This window comes from Halopseudomonas sp. L-58 (assembly GCF_056859475.1).
This window is the reverse complement of sequence record NZ_JBSXON010000071.1, coordinates 152,207-167,085: the sequence shown is the minus strand read 5'-3', so window position 1 is coordinate 167,085 and position 14,879 is coordinate 152,207. Positions and strand designations below refer to the sequence as shown.

Here is a 14,879-nt window from a genome sequence, read left to right as displayed (position 1 = left end):
AGCTCAGGCGAGCTTTTTGTAGCGAACGCGGTGCGGCTGCGTAGCGGCTTCGCCCAGACGCTTCTTGCGATCGGCTTCGTACTCGGTGTAGTTGCCCTCGAAGAAGGTTACTTGCGAGTCGTCCTCGTACGCCAGGATATGGGTGGCGATACGGTCCAGGAACCAGCGATCGTGCGAGATCACGATGGCCGAGCCGGGGAAGTCCAGCAGCGCTTCTTCCAGCGCGCGCAGGGTTTCCACGTCGAGGTCGTTGGACGGTTCGTCGAGCAGCAGTACGTTGGCGCCCTGCTTGAGGGTCAGCGCCAGATGCAGGCGGCCACGCTCACCACCGGAGAGGTCCTTGACGAACTTCTGCTGGTCGGAGCCCTTGAAGTTGAAGCGGCCGACGTAACCACGCGACGGCATCTCGTAGTTGCCGACCTTGATCAGGTCGAACCCATCGGACACCTGCTCCCATACGGTCTTGTTACCGTCGAGGTTGTCACGGCTCTGGTCGACGCTGGCAATCTGGACGGTTTCACCGATCTCGATAGTGCCACTGTCCGGCTGTTCCTTGCCGGTGATCATGCGGAACAGGGTCGACTTACCGGCACCGTTACCGCCGATGACACCCACAATGGCTCCCTTGGGGACACTGAAGCTCAGGTTGTCGATCAGCACGCGATCACCAAAGCCCTTGGTGACGCCGTTGAACTCGATGACCTTGTCACCCAGGCGCGGGCCAGCCGGGATGTAGATCTCGTTGGTTTCGCTGCGTTTCTGGAATTCCTGCGATTGCAGTTCCTCGAAGCGCTGCAGGCGAGCCTTGGATTTGGCCTGACGGCCCTTGGCGCCCTGACGGACCCACTCCAGCTCGGCTTTCATGGCCTTGGCGTGGGAGGCCTCCTGCTTGGCTTCGGTTGCCAGGCGGGCAGCCTTGGATTCCAGCCACTGCGAGTAGTTGCCTTCGAAGGGGATGCCCTGGCCACGGTCCAGTTCGAGAATCCACCCTGCAACGTTGTCGAGGAAGTAACGGTCGTGGGTAATCGCAACCACGGTGCCCGGGAAGTTGTGCAGGAACTGCTCCAGCCAGGCGACGGAGTCGGCATCCAGGTGGTTGGTCGGCTCGTCCAGCAGCAGCATGTCGGGCGCCGACAATAGCAGGCGGCAGAGTGCTACGCGGCGCTTCTCGCCACCGGACAGGTGCTCGATCTTTGCGTCCCAGGCCGGCAGGCGCAGCGCATCGGCGGCGACTTCCAGCTGGCGCTCAAGGTTGTGGCCGTCGGCGGCCTGCAGAATGGCCTCCAGTTTGCCCTGTTCGGCAGCCAATGCGTCAAAGTCGGCATCGGGCTCGGCGTAGGCGGCATATACTTCGTCCAGCCGGGCCTGGGCATTCTTGATTTCGCTGACGGCTTCCTCGACGATCTCGCGTACGGTCTTGTCGTTGTCCAGCTCGGGTTCCTGCGGCAGGTAGCCAACCTTGATGCCCGGCATGGGGCGTGCTTCGCCCTCGATCTCGGTATCGACACCGGCCATGATCCGCAGCAGCGTGGATTTACCTGCACCGTTGAGACCCAGAACGCCAATCTTGGCGCCGGGGAAAAAGGACAATGAGATATCCTTCAGAATCTGACGCTTCGGGGGGACGACTTTACCGACCCGATGCATGCTATAAACATATTGAGCCATATTGGCAGAACCTGTTGAATGGGAGTGTACGGAAAGGTCTTCGCCAGGGAGGCGAATTGTGGGGGCAAGGCTAGCCCAACTGGCTTGCCAGGGCAAACCGTTTGCACCGCACCCGGTGCCCGTAGCCGGTGGCGTCAGCCCCTTTTTCAGGCCGCGAACCGACAAGTGATATGCCTTGAATAACAATAAGAAAACGTGGTCAGCCGAGCCGCGCGCTCAGGCTCAAAGTCGGGTTGGCACCCAGCCCGCAGTCAACCGTCTGGGTATCGCGATGTTTGCGGTCGCCAGCGGCCTCCTTATGGCGCTGCTCGGCTGGCAATCCTACGTCGACTTTAAAGTGCTCAAGCGTCAGCATCAGACGCTTGTGGAAGAAGCGGTCTGGCTGACCGCCGACCAGATGGAGCTCAACCTCGCTAAAACCTCGCACGCTCTGATCGCGCTGCTCGATAGCCTCGACGGCAAGCCGCTCGGGGATGTTGCTGTGGCGGCGCAGGTGTTGCTGCCCGGGGTCTACGGTGTGCAGCGCATTGACACCGATGCCGGCCCGGAAGACAGCCGTGAACCCTGGGCGCAGAGTGTACGTCAGCTGCAGATAGGCGGCGAACCCTTCGCTTTGGTATCGGATGCGGCGCACAACCTGCTGTTCTGGACGCTGAACAGCAGGCAGGATAATCGTTACTGGGTATTGCGGCTGGACGAGCGCGTGCTCTCGGCGCTGGTGTCGGCGCGCAGCGGGCAGGGCTATCGCTGGCTGCTGGAAGATACCGGGCAGGGGCAGGTACTGGCCAGGCAGCAGCAGGACAGGCTGGCGTTTCTCGGTGGCACGTCCATGACGGCTGAAGAGCGCGCGCGTGTTGTGGTCAGTGCCCCGGTGCCAGGCACACTCTGGCAGGTCCGCGGACTGGTCGAGCCGCATTATTACGCTCAGCAGCTGGCGCCGCTGTTGCTGGGCAAGGCGCTGCTGTTCAGCGGTTGCCTGCTGGTTCTGGTGGCAGCGCTCTGGTTCATGGGGCGCCAGGCGCATGCCAATCGACGCATGCAGGCTGACCAGGATCGCTCCATCCGCAGTCTGCTGGACACCGAACGACGCTATCGCGATATTTTTCAGGGCGTTGACATGGCCCTGTGCCTGGTCGACCTGGTGGATATCAAACAGGCGCTGTTGCGTGAAGGTATCTTCAACCCCGAGCAGCTCGATCGCTGGTTGCTGGAAAACCCCGAGCGGCACGGGGAGCTGCTGGAACGTATTCACTTTCTTGAAGCCAACCAGGTTGCGCTGGCGCTGCTGGGGCTACCCAATGTGGCTGCGATCGAGCGGTTGTTCCGGGGGGAACGCCACCTGCGCACGGGCGGAGGGCGCTACCGGCTGTTACTGGCATTGATCAACGGTGACGAGCGTTTCGAAGTAGAGACGCCGCTGCGTCTGCCCGACGGCAGCACCCTGTATGTATGGGTGGTGATGCGTCTGCCGGAGAGTGCCGAAGCGCTGCATGCCGTTCCCATGAGCGTCACCGATCTGAGTCAGCGCCGAGCCACGGAGCTGGCCCTGCGCCAAAGCCGCGAGTTCTGGGCCGAGGTTGTGCGTTCCGTGCCTGACCTGATTTATATTCGTGATACCAAGTGGATGGGCGCCGGCGATTTTCTGTTCAGTAATCGGACATTGGCCGAGATGCTGGGCTACAGCGCTGAGGAAGAGGCCTCGATGGGAGCCGATTACCGTAATCGGCTGCTGCACCCCGATGATCTTGAATACATGCAGATCAACCGTCGCCTGCAACTGGCATTGGGTGACGAGCAGATCCTTGAATGGCGGGTGCGCTGGCGCCACCGTGACGCTGGCTGGCGCTGGTTCAGTATCCGTTCGAAGGTGTTCAAGCGCGGCCCTGACGGGAGGGTGGTGCAGGTCATCGGGTTTGTCCGCGACATTCATGAACAGACGCTGGCCAGTGAAGAGGTCCAGCGCTCCGAGGCGCGCTACCGGCAGCTGACCGAGAGCATCAGCGACATTGTCTGGTCGACCAACAGCGATTTTCGCACCGACTACATCAGCCCGTCGGTCAAGCGGCTGCTAGGGTACAGCCCGAAATTCATGCTCAGCAAGTCCTACGTCGAGAGCCTTGCGGACCAGCGCTTTGTCGAGTTCCTGGAACAGATTCGCGCCGAGCTGCGGGATCAGGTGCACGTACCCGAGCGCGCCGCCGCATTGCGCGAGCAGGGGTATCAGCGTCAGATCACGTTTGACGGTATCAAGGCGGACGGCCGCAAGTGTCCGCTTGAAGTACGTATTACCCTGATGTGGTCAGCCCAGGGGCGGTTCCTCGGTCTGCTGGGACTGGCGCGGGATGTGAGCGAACAGCGTCGTACCGAAAACCGCTTGCGGATGGCTGCCACGGTATTCGAGAACACCACCGGCGGTATCGTGGTCACCGACCCTGCCGGCTATATCGTTCAGGTCAACGAAAACTTCTCCCGTATTACCGGATTCGATGCCGACGAGGTGATCGACCAGTTGCCGGCGATTCTGACCTCCCAGGCGCATGAACCGGCGTTTTACCGGGCGATCGTTGACGCAGTTCACCAGCAGGGGCACTGGGAGGGAGAAGTCTGGCTGCGTCGTCGTTCCGGCGAGGTCTATCCAAGCTGGGCCGGAATAACCGCGGTGCATGATAACGACGGTGATCTGGTCAGTTATGTCTGCTTTTTTGTTGATATCAGCGAGCGCAAGGCATCGGAGGAACGGATCCAAAGCCTGGCCTACTACGACGTGCTGACCGGGCTGGCCAATCGAACGCTGTTCCAGGATCGTCTCAAGGCTGCCTTGCAACTGGCTGCCCGCAGGGACGAATGGGTTGCGGTGCTGTTTCTGGATCTCGATCGCTTCAAGCCGATCAACGACAGTCTCGGCCATGCCGCGGGTGACCATGTCCTCAAGGAGGTGGCGCAGCGGCTGTGTGCCTGCGTTCGCGAGAGCGACACCGTGGCCCGGATGGGTGGCGATGAGTTCACCATGCTGTTGTCGGGTCTGGCGGATCGTGATGTGGCGCTGTCGACGGCGATGCATGTGGCGGAGAAGGTGCTTCATGCGCTGGCGGGTGCAGTGGTGCTGCAGGGGCGTGACTTCTTTGTGTCTGCCAGTATCGGTATCGCACTGTACCCGCAGGACGGAGCGGAAAGCAGTGTGTTGCTGAAAAACGCTGACACTGCCATGTATCACGCCAAGGGAGCGGGCAAGGCAACGTTCCAGTTCTATCAGAGCGGCATGAATGCCAAGGCGCTGGAGCGGTTGGCACTGGAAAATGACCTGCGCCGTGCGGTGCAGGACCAGGCGTTCGAGTTGGACTATCAGCCGCAGTTCAGTTGTCACAGCGGACAGCTGACCGGTGCCGAGGCTTTGCTGCGCTGGCGCCATCCCGAGCGTGGTGTGGTGTCGCCTGCAGAGTTCATCCCTATTGCCGAGGAGCTGGGTCTGATCCGCACGCTTGGTGAATGGGTGCTCAATGAAGCCTGTCGTCAGGTTGCCGACTGGCGGGACCGGGGCCTGTATCTGCCGCGTCTGGCCGTCAACCTGTCGGCCATGCAGTTTGATGACGGTGCGCTGTCCGTTCAGATCGCCAGCGTGCTGGAGCACTACAATCTGGCGCCTGAAGCGCTGGAGCTGGAGCTGACCGAGAGTATCCTGCTGCGCAACATCGATGAAACCATGCGTACGCTTGAGGAGTTCAAGCAGCGTGGTATGCAGATCGCCATTGATGACTTCGGTACCGGCTACTCGGCGCTCAATTACCTGCGCGACTTTCCGATTGATACGCTGAAGATTGACCGGGGCTTCATACAGACAATGCACCCCGGCAGCCGTGACGCCCTGCTGGCCCAGGCGATTGTTGCCATGGGCCGCAGTCTGCAGTTGCGGGTCATCGCCGAAGGGATTGAGACCGAGGAGCAGTACCAACTGGTCAGCAGCTTCGGTTGTGACGAGGTGCAGGGCTACCATCTGGGGCGGCCTGTGGCGGCGCAGGAGTTCGAGCGGCGCTGGCTGCAGTCGGGTGCATGAATGCTTTTTGTCGGTGCCTGAACGCTTTTCAAGTGCCAGCCGGTGCCGCTTGCGCTAAAATGCGGCTTCTTTTTTCATCAGAACGACCTAGCAGGGGGCCGTTACATGTTTAGCCGTTCCAACGATATTGCCACATTCGATGCCGATCTCTGGGCTGCCATGGAGCAGGAAGCGGTACGTCAGGAAGAGCACATCGAGCTGATTGCCTCGGAGAACTACACCAGTCCGGCGGTCATGCAGGCGCAGGGGTCCGTCCTGACCAACAAGTACGCCGAAGGCTACCCGGGCAAGCGCTACTACGGTGGTTGCGAGTATGTCGATGTCGTTGAGCAGCTGGCCATTGACCGTGCCAAGGAGCTGTTCGGTGCCGATTACGCCAACGTTCAGCCGCACGCCGGTTCCCAGGCCAACGCGGCGGTTTACCTGGCGCTGCTGCAGGCTGGTGACACCATCCTCGGCATGAGCCTGGCGCACGGCGGTCACCTGACCCACGGTGCTTCGGTCTCCTCCTCCGGCAAGCTCTACAATGCCGTTCAGTACGGCATCAATGACCAGGGTCTGATCGACTACGACGAAGTCGAGCGTCTGGCCGTTGAGCACAAGCCGAAGATGATCGTGGCCGGTTTCAGCGCCTATTCCCAAGTGCTGGATTTTGCCCGCTTCCGTGCGATCGCTGACAAGGTCGGGGCTTACCTGTTTGTTGATATGGCCCACGTTGCCGGTCTGGTTGCTGCAGGCGTCTACCCGAACCCGGTTCCGTTCGCGGACGTGGTCACCACCACTACCCACAAGACCCTGCGTGGTCCGCGTGGTGGTCTGATCCTGGCCCGTGCCAACGAAGAAATCGAAAAGAAACTGAACTCCGCGGTATTCCCGGGTGCGCAGGGTGGTCCGTTGGAGCACGTTATTGCGGCCAAGGCGATTTGCTTCAAGGAAGCGCTGCAGCCTGAATTCAAGGCTTACCAGCAGCAGGTCGTAAAGAATGCCCAGGCGATGGCCAAGGTGTTCGTTGAGCGCGGCTTCGACGTCGTATCCGGTGGCACTCAGAACCATCTGTTCCTGCTGTCGCTGATCAAGCAGGACATTACCGGTAAGGACGCAGATGCCGCATTGGGCCGCGCGTACATCACCGTCAACAAGAACAGCGTGCCGAACGATCCGCGTTCGCCGTTCGTAACCTCCGGCCTGCGCATCGGTACGCCGGCGGTCACTACCCGCGGCTTCGTTGAGGCTGATTGCGAAGCGCTGGCTGGCTGGATCTGCGACATTCTCGACAACATGGGTGATGAGTCCGTGATTGATCGGGTGCGCGAGCAGGTCAAGGCCGTATGTGCCCGCTTGCCGGTTTATGGCGCCTGAGTTCGAGCAGTGACATGAAAACCCGCGCCAATCGGCGCGGGTTTTTTTTTGTCTGCAGATCATGGCATTCTGATGCCTGACTCAACTGGCAGTTGGTGTCCGGCACGATGACTCGGGCAGCAGAGGATGGCGTGAAAAAAATTATAAGAATGCTGGCGGCGTATTGCTGTTTCGGGTTGCTGGCGCTGTCTGCGCAAGGCGGGTATGCGGCACCGTTGGAGCGGCCGCTGAAGGTGGTACTGCTACCCTATCCGGGCTATTCCGACTACGACCAGCACGGCCGGGTGGTAGGCCCTACCGCTGATGTGCTGGAGCAACTGTTCAAGCGGGCCGGATACGCCTACCAGATTAATCTGCTGCCCATTGCAAGGGTCCGCCGGGGGCTGGTGTCGGGCGAGGTTGATGTCTGGCTTGGGGTCAATAATCAGGTCGGTCTTGAGGCCTACGTCGTGCAGAGCGAGTCCAGCTTCGGAGCATTGCCGATTCATCTTTACTACCGCGCCGACGAGCCGGTGCCCCACTGGCCTGACAGTCTGCAGGGCAAGGCGCTTATCCTGATTACCAACTACAACTACAGTTTGCCGATCTTGCGGGTGTTGCAGGACCCGCGCTGGCAAATCGATCAGCGTTCCAGCAGCTCCCATGTGGGTGCCATACGGATGTTATTGCGTGGTCGGGGAGATTATTTGCTCGATTACCGGGGGCAGGCGGTATCGGCCATGGCTGAACTGGATATGCAGCCGCTTCCCCATATCCTTGTGGATGAGCCCCCCATGCGGCTGTTTGTATCGCGCAGCAGGCCGGATGCCATAGCGGTTGTCCGTGAACTGGACCGGGCGTTTGAATCGCTGGTTGCAGAAGGCGTTGTGATGGATGTGACCCGGCGCTAGGTTGACAGCTTGCCACTTGCGCAGGTTGTCGGTAGTTGTTTGAATGGCGGCGGCGCCTGGCAACGTCGGGCAGATGCCGGCAGTAAGTTAGGGAATTTTCAGACAGGGAAGGGCCGATATGCACGAATTGTTCAAGGTTGTGTTCAGGGGCCGGCAGACCGGCGAGGTCGAAACGCCCGAACTGGAGCAGAACCTTCTGCGCCTGGGGTTCGGCAGGCAGCAGGTCGACATGCTGCTGGCGGGGCGCACGGTAACCATCAAGTCCGGCCTGACGGCATCTCTGGCCGAGCGCTACCGCCAGCGTTTGCACGACGCTGGGCTGATCACCGAAATCGTTGCCGAGGAGGGCGCCGGTTCGCCAGTTGCGCCCAATGGAGCCGCATCGAGTGCGTCCCCGGGTGCGGATGCACGCCGCGAGCCGGTGATTGGTGACACGACACTGCCGCCGCCAGTGGCGGCGGCATCGCCGGCAAAACGGCTGTCGCAGCTGCAATTTACCGGCAGTGGTGGTGAGTACTTCGGTGTGTGGATCGTCAATATCCTCCTGCTGATAGTGACGCTCGGCTTCTACGCGCCCTGGGCGAAGGTTCGCAACCTGCAGTATTTTTACGGTCATACCGTATTGGAGGGGAGCAGCTTTCAGTATCTGGCTGACCCCTGGGTGATTTTTCGCGGGCGTCTGGTCGCGCTGGTTGCGGTAATCCTTTGGACGGTTGCCTCGAATTTCTTCCCCATCGTGGCCGTTGGCTTGCTGTTGCTGTTTCTGCCGCTTATTCCCTGGATTATCACCCGATCACTCAAGTTTCATGCGATTAACAGCGCCTATCGCAATATCCGATTCGACTTTACCGGCTCCTACTGGCAAGCCGTGCAGGTGATCTACCTGTGGCCGCTGGTGGGCATTCTGAGCCTGGGCCTGCTGTTGCCGTTGTCGGCCCAACGCTGGTATCGCTTCCTGGTGGACAATACCCGGTTTGGCAGCAGCCCGTTCCAGTTGTCGTTGACGGTGGGTGAAACCTATCTGTTCTTCCTGCGCATGGTTCTGGTGTTTATTGGTTTTGCCTTGCTCGGTGGGCTGGCTTCGATGGCTCACTCCGCGCTGGGCATTATTGGGGTTGTGCTCGCGTACCTTGCGCTATTCGGTTACATGATGGCCGGCGTGACCAATCTGGTGACCAATGCGACCCGACTTGGTGAGCACGGATTCGTTTCTACGCTGGGCAAGCGCCGCATGGTCTGGATCTTTGTTACCAACTCTTTGCTGATTGCCCTGACCATGGGGTTCTACACCGCCTGGGCCAAGGTGCGTATGGCGCGCTACCGGGCCAGCTGCACGCAGATGGACATTGCCGGCGATCTGAATGGCTTTGTTGCAGGTGAAGCCCAACGCGCAGGTGCCGTTGGTATGGAGTTGGGGGACGCCTTCGATGTCGGTTTCTCCTTCGGTTAATGCCGGGGTCAGCGGGCACTTTTTCGATGGCGAGTCGAGCGGCGCTTGCGCCGCGATTGCCCGTCTGCAGGGGAACCAGCTGCGGCTGGAACTGGACGATGGCCGGGTGGAGCACTTCGCCGCCGCGCAGGTCAGACTCGGCATGCAGGTGGGCAGCGCCAAAAGCTATCTGCACCTGGGCGAGCGCGCTGCGCTGGAATCGGCCGATGTGGCCGGGTTGCAGGCTATCGCTGCGGGATTGAAGGCGGCTGATGGCGGTACAGTCTGGCTGCGACAGCTGGAACTGAATATTCCGCTGGTTCTGGTGTCCCTGGTGGTTGTGCTGGCCATGCTGGTGGGCGGCGTCGTATGGGGTGTGCCCTGGTTATCCAGGGAGCTGGCGTACCAGCTGCCGGTGGCACTGGAGCAGCGAGCCGGCCAGGAGGGGCTGGATACCATGGATAGACTCTGGACATCGCCCAGCACGCTGAGCGAGGAGCGGCAGCAGGCACTGTTGCAGGTAATGCAACCTGCGCTTCTGGTCCTGCAGCAGCGTCATCCGGATCATCGCCTGAACGTGCACTTTCGCGCCAGCGAGGCGCTGGGCGCCAATGCCTTTGCGCTGCCGGGCGGCAATCTGGTGTTCACCGACGATATGATCGAGCTGGCGCAGCATGACGAGGAACTGATCGCGGTACTGGCGCATGAGGCTGGGCACGCGGTGCACCGGCACAGCATGCGTAACCTGGTGCAGGGCTCGTTGCTGGTCTTTGTCATGGTGTCGCTGACTGGCGATGTGTCGGCCGCGTCGGATCTGGTCACCGGGGTGCCTGCGCTGTTGGCGACGCTCAGCTATCAGAGGGGCATGGAAGAGGAAGCCGACGAGTTTGCCTTGGCGTTTCTGCAGGATCAGCAGATATCGCCACAGCGCTTTGCCGATATCATGTTGCGTCTGGATCCGCCCTCCGGGGAGGAGGGCGAACTGGATGAGCTGAGCGGCTTTCTCTCAACCCATCCAGCTACGCCAGAGCGTATCGAGCGCTTTCAAACCGGGTACTAGACCAGCTTGAGTGTGCTCAGGGTACGCTGACGGACCTGTTTGAGCAGGTCTGCATCCTTGACCAGGGACTGGCCATAGGATGGCACCAGGGTTTTCATGCGCGCCTGCCACTCTGGGCTGGCGATACGGTCCTTGAAGCAGCGCTCGATGACATCGATCATCGCCTGGACGGCAGTCGATGCTCCAGGGGAGGCGCCCAGCAGCGCTGCCAGGGAGCCGTCCTTGGCAGCGACGATCTCGGTACCGAACTCGAGCTTGCCGTGGCCTTTGGCGTCCTTCTTGATGATCTGCACGCGCATGCCTGCGTTTTGCAGTTTCCAGTTCTTCTCCTGTGCGTCAGGGAAGAAGTTGCGCAGTGAGGCAACGCGATCCTTGTGCGACTGGAATGACTCCGCGATCAGATACTTGGTCAGGTCCATGTTGTCCCGGCCAACCGCCATCATGGGCGCCACGTTGTACGGCTTGACCGAGGAGAACAGGTCGAAAATCGAACCTTTCTTCAGGAACTTGGTGGTGAAGCCGGCGAACGGGCCGAACAGCAGGGCAGGTTGGCCGTTGATGATACGGGTGTCCAGATGGGGGACCGACATCGGCGGGGCGCCGACCGGAGCCTTGCCGTAGACCTTGGAGCTGTGGCGCTTGACCACGTCCTGATCCTGGCAGACCAGCCATTGGCCGCTGACCGGGAAGCCGCCGTAACCCTGGCTTTCGTCGATATTCGACTTTTGCAGCAGCGGCAGTGAACCGCCACCGGCACCGAGGAATACGAAATTGGCGTTGAATTCGATGTCCTTGCCAGACTTTTCGTCTTCGACAACCACGCGCCAGTAACCGCGCTTGCTCTTGCGCAGGCTCTTTACCGAGTGGCTCAGACGCAGTTCGAATCCGTCCTGTTGCTGAAGGTGCGCAATCATCCGGCGAGTCAGCGATCCGAAATCGACATCGGAACCATGATCAACGCGGGTGGCGGCAATCGGCTGGCTGGTGTCGCGGCTGGACATGACCAGCGGCATCCATTCGCGCAGCTGGTCTGCTGATTCGCTGTATTGCATCTCGGCGAACAGGTGATGCTGGCTCAGCAGTTCATGGCGCTTGCGCAGGAAGGCAACGTCTTTTTCACCCCAGACAAAACTCTGATGGGCGGTGGCGTTGATGAAGTCTGACGGGTTCTGAATGATGCCCTGTTCTACCAGGTAGCTCCAGAATTGCAGGGTTACTTCGAAGGATGCATTGATGGCCAGGGCGCGTTCGATTGCGACATTGCCATTCTGGTCTTCGGGAGTGTAGTTCAGCTCACAGTAGCCGGCGTGGCCGGTGCCGGCATTGTTCCAGCCGTCGGTGCTTTCGTGAGCCACATGGTCCAGACGCTCGACCAGGGTAATGGTCATGGCGGGATCCAACTGTTTGAGCAACATTCCCAGCGTAGCGCTCATGACACCACCACCGACCAGCAATACATCTACGTTCGTTGCTGTCATTTACATGTCGCCTCTTTGGTAAAAATCAAGGAGCCTCTTGAGCTCTCCAGTGATCATACTGGCCAATGTCGGGGCGGCTAGCAAACGGGCTTGATCCCGACGGTCGCTTTTGGCTGTGTCGAGAGCGCGGCAAGCAGTGTGTGCTGTCTGCTCCGAACGCCCCGGTACGTGGGTATCAGTGGTTGGCTGATGGAAAGCGGCGGCGCTTCGTGTGGAATTGCCTGCCGGGGCTCAATGGTCTGACGGTGATCGGCCATTGGAGTAGTTCAGAGAAGGCGTATCATACCGGTTTCTGTCAGGCGGGGACAGGCACATGATTCGGCTTATGCCGCCTTTATAACGGCTTTTTTGGCCGACTTTGGTCTAAAACAGGTCGATTGTGCGTTAGTCTTCCCGGCGCCGCGATGGCGGTACTCGCGGTAGACGATCAATAGCGATAGCTGAGTGCGGCAAGGCGGGTCAGGGGGAAGTGGATGCGTGAGGTAGTGCTGGTCGGTGGCGGAGTAATGGGGTGTCTGAGTGCGCTCGAGTTGTTGCAGGCGGGATGTCGTGTGACGCTGCTGGAGCGCGGCGAGTTGGGACGTGAAGCGTCCTGGGCAGGCGGCGGTATCGTGTCGCCACTGTACCCCTGGCGCTACTGCGATGAGGTCAGTGCGTTGGCCGAGTGGTCACAGGGATATTACCCGCAGCTGGCAACCTCGCTGCTGGAACAGACCGAGCGGGATCCGCAAGTGCACACCTGCGGCCTGTTGTGGCTTGATCACGATGAACAGGATCAGGCGCTGGACTGGGCGGTGGCCCATGGCAAGCCGCTGCGTGCAGTGGATGCCGACTTCGTCTACCGGCAGGTGCCGCAGCTCGCCCCGGGGTTTGCTGGTGCGCTTTGGCAGGCTGATCTGGCGAACGTTCGCAATCCGCGCCTGATGCAGGCGCTTCGTGCCCGTTTGCTGCAGTTTGACGCCTTCACCCTGCACGAGCACTGCGCGGTGGAATCGTTGCTGCGTGATGGCGACGCGGTGGTTGGGGTGCAGTGCCCGGTTGGGCGGATTGAGGCGGCCGCTGTTGTGCTGTGCGCCGGCGCCTGGAGCGGCGACTGGTTGCAGCAGGCAGGGCTCACGCTGCCGGTTGAACCGGTCAAGGGCCAGATGCTGCTGTACAGGATGACGCCGGGCTGGCTGCCGTCGATTGTCATGGCCAGGGGGCGCTATGCGATTCCCCGTCGTGACGGTCATATTCTGATCGGCAGCACGCTGGAGTACAAAGGTTACGACAAGCGCACCACCGACGAGGCGCTCGCATCGCTGCGGGCCAGTGCGCAGGCATTGCTGCCTGATCTGGCGCAGCAGTCGCCCGTTGCCCAGTGGGCGGGCTTGCGCCCGGGATCGCCGGATGGTGTGCCCTATATCGGACCGGTGTCTTCGCTGCCTGGCTTGTGGCTGAACACCGGGCATTTCCGCAATGGGCTGGTACTGGCCCCGGCATCCTGTCGGCTGCTCGCCGATTTGCTGTTGCAGCGCAGCCCGGAGATCGATCCGACACCCTATCTGCCGGATACGCGCCTGAACTGACGGGCCGCTGATGGCTCAGTCGTCCAGGCCCAGCTTCTTCAGGCGGTAGCGCAGGGAGCGAAAGGTGAGACCCAGCCGCTTGGCGGCGGCGGTCTTGTTCCAGCGGGTCTCTTCCAGTGCCTGGGTGATCGCCTGGCGCTCGATGTTGTCCAGATAATCCTCCAGATGGTCGATCTGACTGAAATCGGGAGTGTCATCCTGGGCCGCACTTGGGCAGGCGCTGAGCCACAGGTCATTGGCGTCGATCTGCTGGCCTTCGCACAGGGTGAAGGCCCGCTCCAGCGCATTTTCCAGCTCGCGTACGTTGCCCGGGAAGCGGTAATTGAGCAGCCGTTCCATACCGGCCTCGGTGACCGCGGGCGCGGGACGGTTGGCGCGCTCGGCCAGGCGGCTGAGGATACTGCGGACCAGCAGCGGCAGGTCCTCGCGGCGCGCCCGCAGCGGTGGCACCTGCAGTTCGATCACGTTGATGCGGTAGAACAGGTCCTGGCGGAAGCGTCCCTGGGCTACCTCGTTGGCGAGATCCTTGTGGGTAGCGCACAACAGACGTACGTCAACCGCTTCCTCGTGCTGGCTGCCGACTGCGCGAACCGCCTTCTCCTGGATTGCCCGCAGCAGCTTGACCTGCATGGCCATCGGCAGGTCGGCGACCTCGTCGAGAAACAGAGTACCGTGATTGGCGGCCTGGAACAGGCCCAGCTTGTCGGCAACTGCACCGGAAAAGCTGCCTTTGCGGTGGCCGAAAAACTCGCTTTCCATCAACTCGGACGGTATGGCGCCGCAGTTGACCGGTACAAAGGGCTGTTCGGCTCTGGGGCTGAGCGCGTGAATGCGACGGGCGACCAGTTCCTTGCCGCTGCCGGACTCGCCGCTGATATACAGTGGCGCCTGACTGCGCGCCAGTTTGCTGATCTGGTTGCGCAGCCGCTCGATTGGTGGCGAGATGCCGAGGATCGGGTCCTGTGCCTTGGGCCCGGGTTCGGTCTGCGAATCTCGCAGGCGCAGTGCGGTCGAGACCAGCTCGCGCAGGCGGGCGAGATCGACCGGTTTGGTCAGGAAGTCAAATGCGCCGGCCTTGAGTGCGCTGATCGCCGTATCCAGACTGCCATAGGCGGTGATCATCGCGACCGGGGTGCTGGTAAAGTGTTGCTGGATATGGCGTACGATGCTCAGGCCATCGCCGTCAGGCAGTCGCATGTCCGTCAGGCACAGATCAAAGTGGTGAGACTGCAGCAGGTTCAAGGCTTCGCCCATGGTTTTCGCGCTGCGGGTTTGCAGCGACATGCGCCCGAGGGTCAGCTCCAGCAATTCGAGAATGTCCGGCTCGTCGTCGATGATCAGCACGGTGGGTTGCATCATGGCTTGCTGCTTGACTC

General features: G+C 61.0%; 9 protein-coding genes. 6 read left to right on the top strand and 3 right to left on the bottom strand.

The genetic code is table 11. From position 1 onward, the window contains the following. Positions 1-3 precede the first annotated feature (3 nt). Positions 4-1,668 carry an energy-dependent translational throttle protein EttA gene (gene ettA, locus AC13EY_RS13535; protein ID WP_233049115.1) on the bottom strand — a complete coding sequence of 555 codons (1,665 nt, stop codon included), beginning with the start codon at positions 1,666-1,668 and terminating at the stop codon, positions 4-6. Positions 1,669-1,843: 175 nt separating this feature from the next. Between ettA and AC13EY_RS13530 the strand changes: the two genes are divergently transcribed. The 5 genes from AC13EY_RS13530 to AC13EY_RS13510 all read left to right on the top strand — a co-directional run bounded on the left by AC13EY_RS13530 (position 1,844) and on the right by AC13EY_RS13510 (position 10,457). Next, complete coding sequence (locus tag AC13EY_RS13530) at positions 1,844-5,719, top strand: sensor domain-containing protein (RefSeq protein ID WP_482877396.1); 3,876 nt, start codon at positions 1,844-1,846, stop codon at positions 5,717-5,719. A 105-nt stretch (positions 5,720-5,824) separates the two neighbouring features. After that, positions 5,825-7,078 (top strand): serine hydroxymethyltransferase, encoded by a 1,254-nt coding sequence (gene glyA, locus AC13EY_RS13525; RefSeq protein ID WP_335598745.1) that lies wholly within the window; start codon positions 5,825-5,827, stop codon positions 7,076-7,078. Positions 7,079-7,209: 131 nt separating this feature from the next. Beyond that, positions 7,210-7,968, top strand: a complete 759-nt coding sequence (locus AC13EY_RS13520) for a substrate-binding periplasmic protein (RefSeq protein ID WP_474121261.1) — start codon at positions 7,210-7,212, stop codon at positions 7,966-7,968. 118 nt (positions 7,969-8,086) lie between these two features. Next, positions 8,087-9,418 (top strand): YjgN family protein, encoded by a 1,332-nt coding sequence (locus tag AC13EY_RS13515; protein WP_338213307.1) that lies wholly within the window; start codon positions 8,087-8,089, stop codon positions 9,416-9,418. Beyond that, on the top strand, positions 9,396-10,457 hold the full coding sequence (locus AC13EY_RS13510; protein ID WP_482877393.1) for a M48 family metallopeptidase: 1,062 nt from the start codon (positions 9,396-9,398) through the stop codon (positions 10,455-10,457). The genes AC13EY_RS13515 and AC13EY_RS13510 overlap by 23 nt, the downstream gene beginning before the upstream one ends. On the opposite strand, the gene mqo is transcribed toward AC13EY_RS13510, so the two are convergent. Further along, positions 10,454-11,935, bottom strand: a complete 1,482-nt coding sequence (mqo, locus tag AC13EY_RS13505; protein WP_482877391.1) for a malate dehydrogenase (quinone) — start codon at positions 11,933-11,935, stop codon at positions 10,454-10,456. The genes AC13EY_RS13510 and mqo overlap by 4 nt on opposite strands. Positions 11,936-12,408: 473 nt before the next feature. On the opposite strand from mqo, the gene thiO reads away from it, so the two are divergent. Beyond that, positions 12,409-13,503, top strand: coding sequence for a glycine oxidase ThiO (thiO, locus tag AC13EY_RS13500; protein ID WP_482877389.1), 1,095 nt, complete (start codon positions 12,409-12,411; stop codon positions 13,501-13,503). Between the two features lie 15 nt (positions 13,504-13,518). Here the strand turns inward: thiO and AC13EY_RS13495 are convergent, their stop codons facing one another. After that, entirely contained in the window at positions 13,519-14,862 is a 1,344-nt protein-coding gene (locus tag AC13EY_RS13495; protein WP_482877493.1) for a sigma-54-dependent transcriptional regulator, read from the bottom strand. Positions 14,863-14,879 lie beyond the last annotated feature (17 nt).

Bases quoted from the DNA above. Each gene is read 5' to 3' on its own strand.
- AC13EY_RS13495 (WP_482877493.1), bottom strand. From the start codon at position 14,862: ATGATGCAACCCACCGTGCTGATCATCGACGACGAGCCGGACATTCTC.
- ettA (WP_233049115.1), bottom strand. From the start codon at position 1,668: ATGGCTCAATATGTTTATAGCATGCATCGGGTCGGTAAAGTCGTCCCC.
- AC13EY_RS13510 (WP_482877393.1), top strand. From the start codon at position 9,396: ATGTCGGTTTCTCCTTCGGTTAATGCCGGGGTCAGCGGGCACTTTTTC.
- mqo (WP_482877391.1), bottom strand. From the start codon at position 11,935: ATGACAGCAACGAACGTAGATGTATTGCTGGTCGGTGGTGGTGTCATG.
- thiO (WP_482877389.1), top strand. From the start codon at position 12,409: ATGCGTGAGGTAGTGCTGGTCGGTGGCGGAGTAATGGGGTGTCTGAGT.
- glyA (WP_335598745.1), top strand. From the start codon at position 5,825: ATGTTTAGCCGTTCCAACGATATTGCCACATTCGATGCCGATCTCTGG.
- AC13EY_RS13515 (WP_338213307.1), top strand. From the start codon at position 8,087: ATGCACGAATTGTTCAAGGTTGTGTTCAGGGGCCGGCAGACCGGCGAG.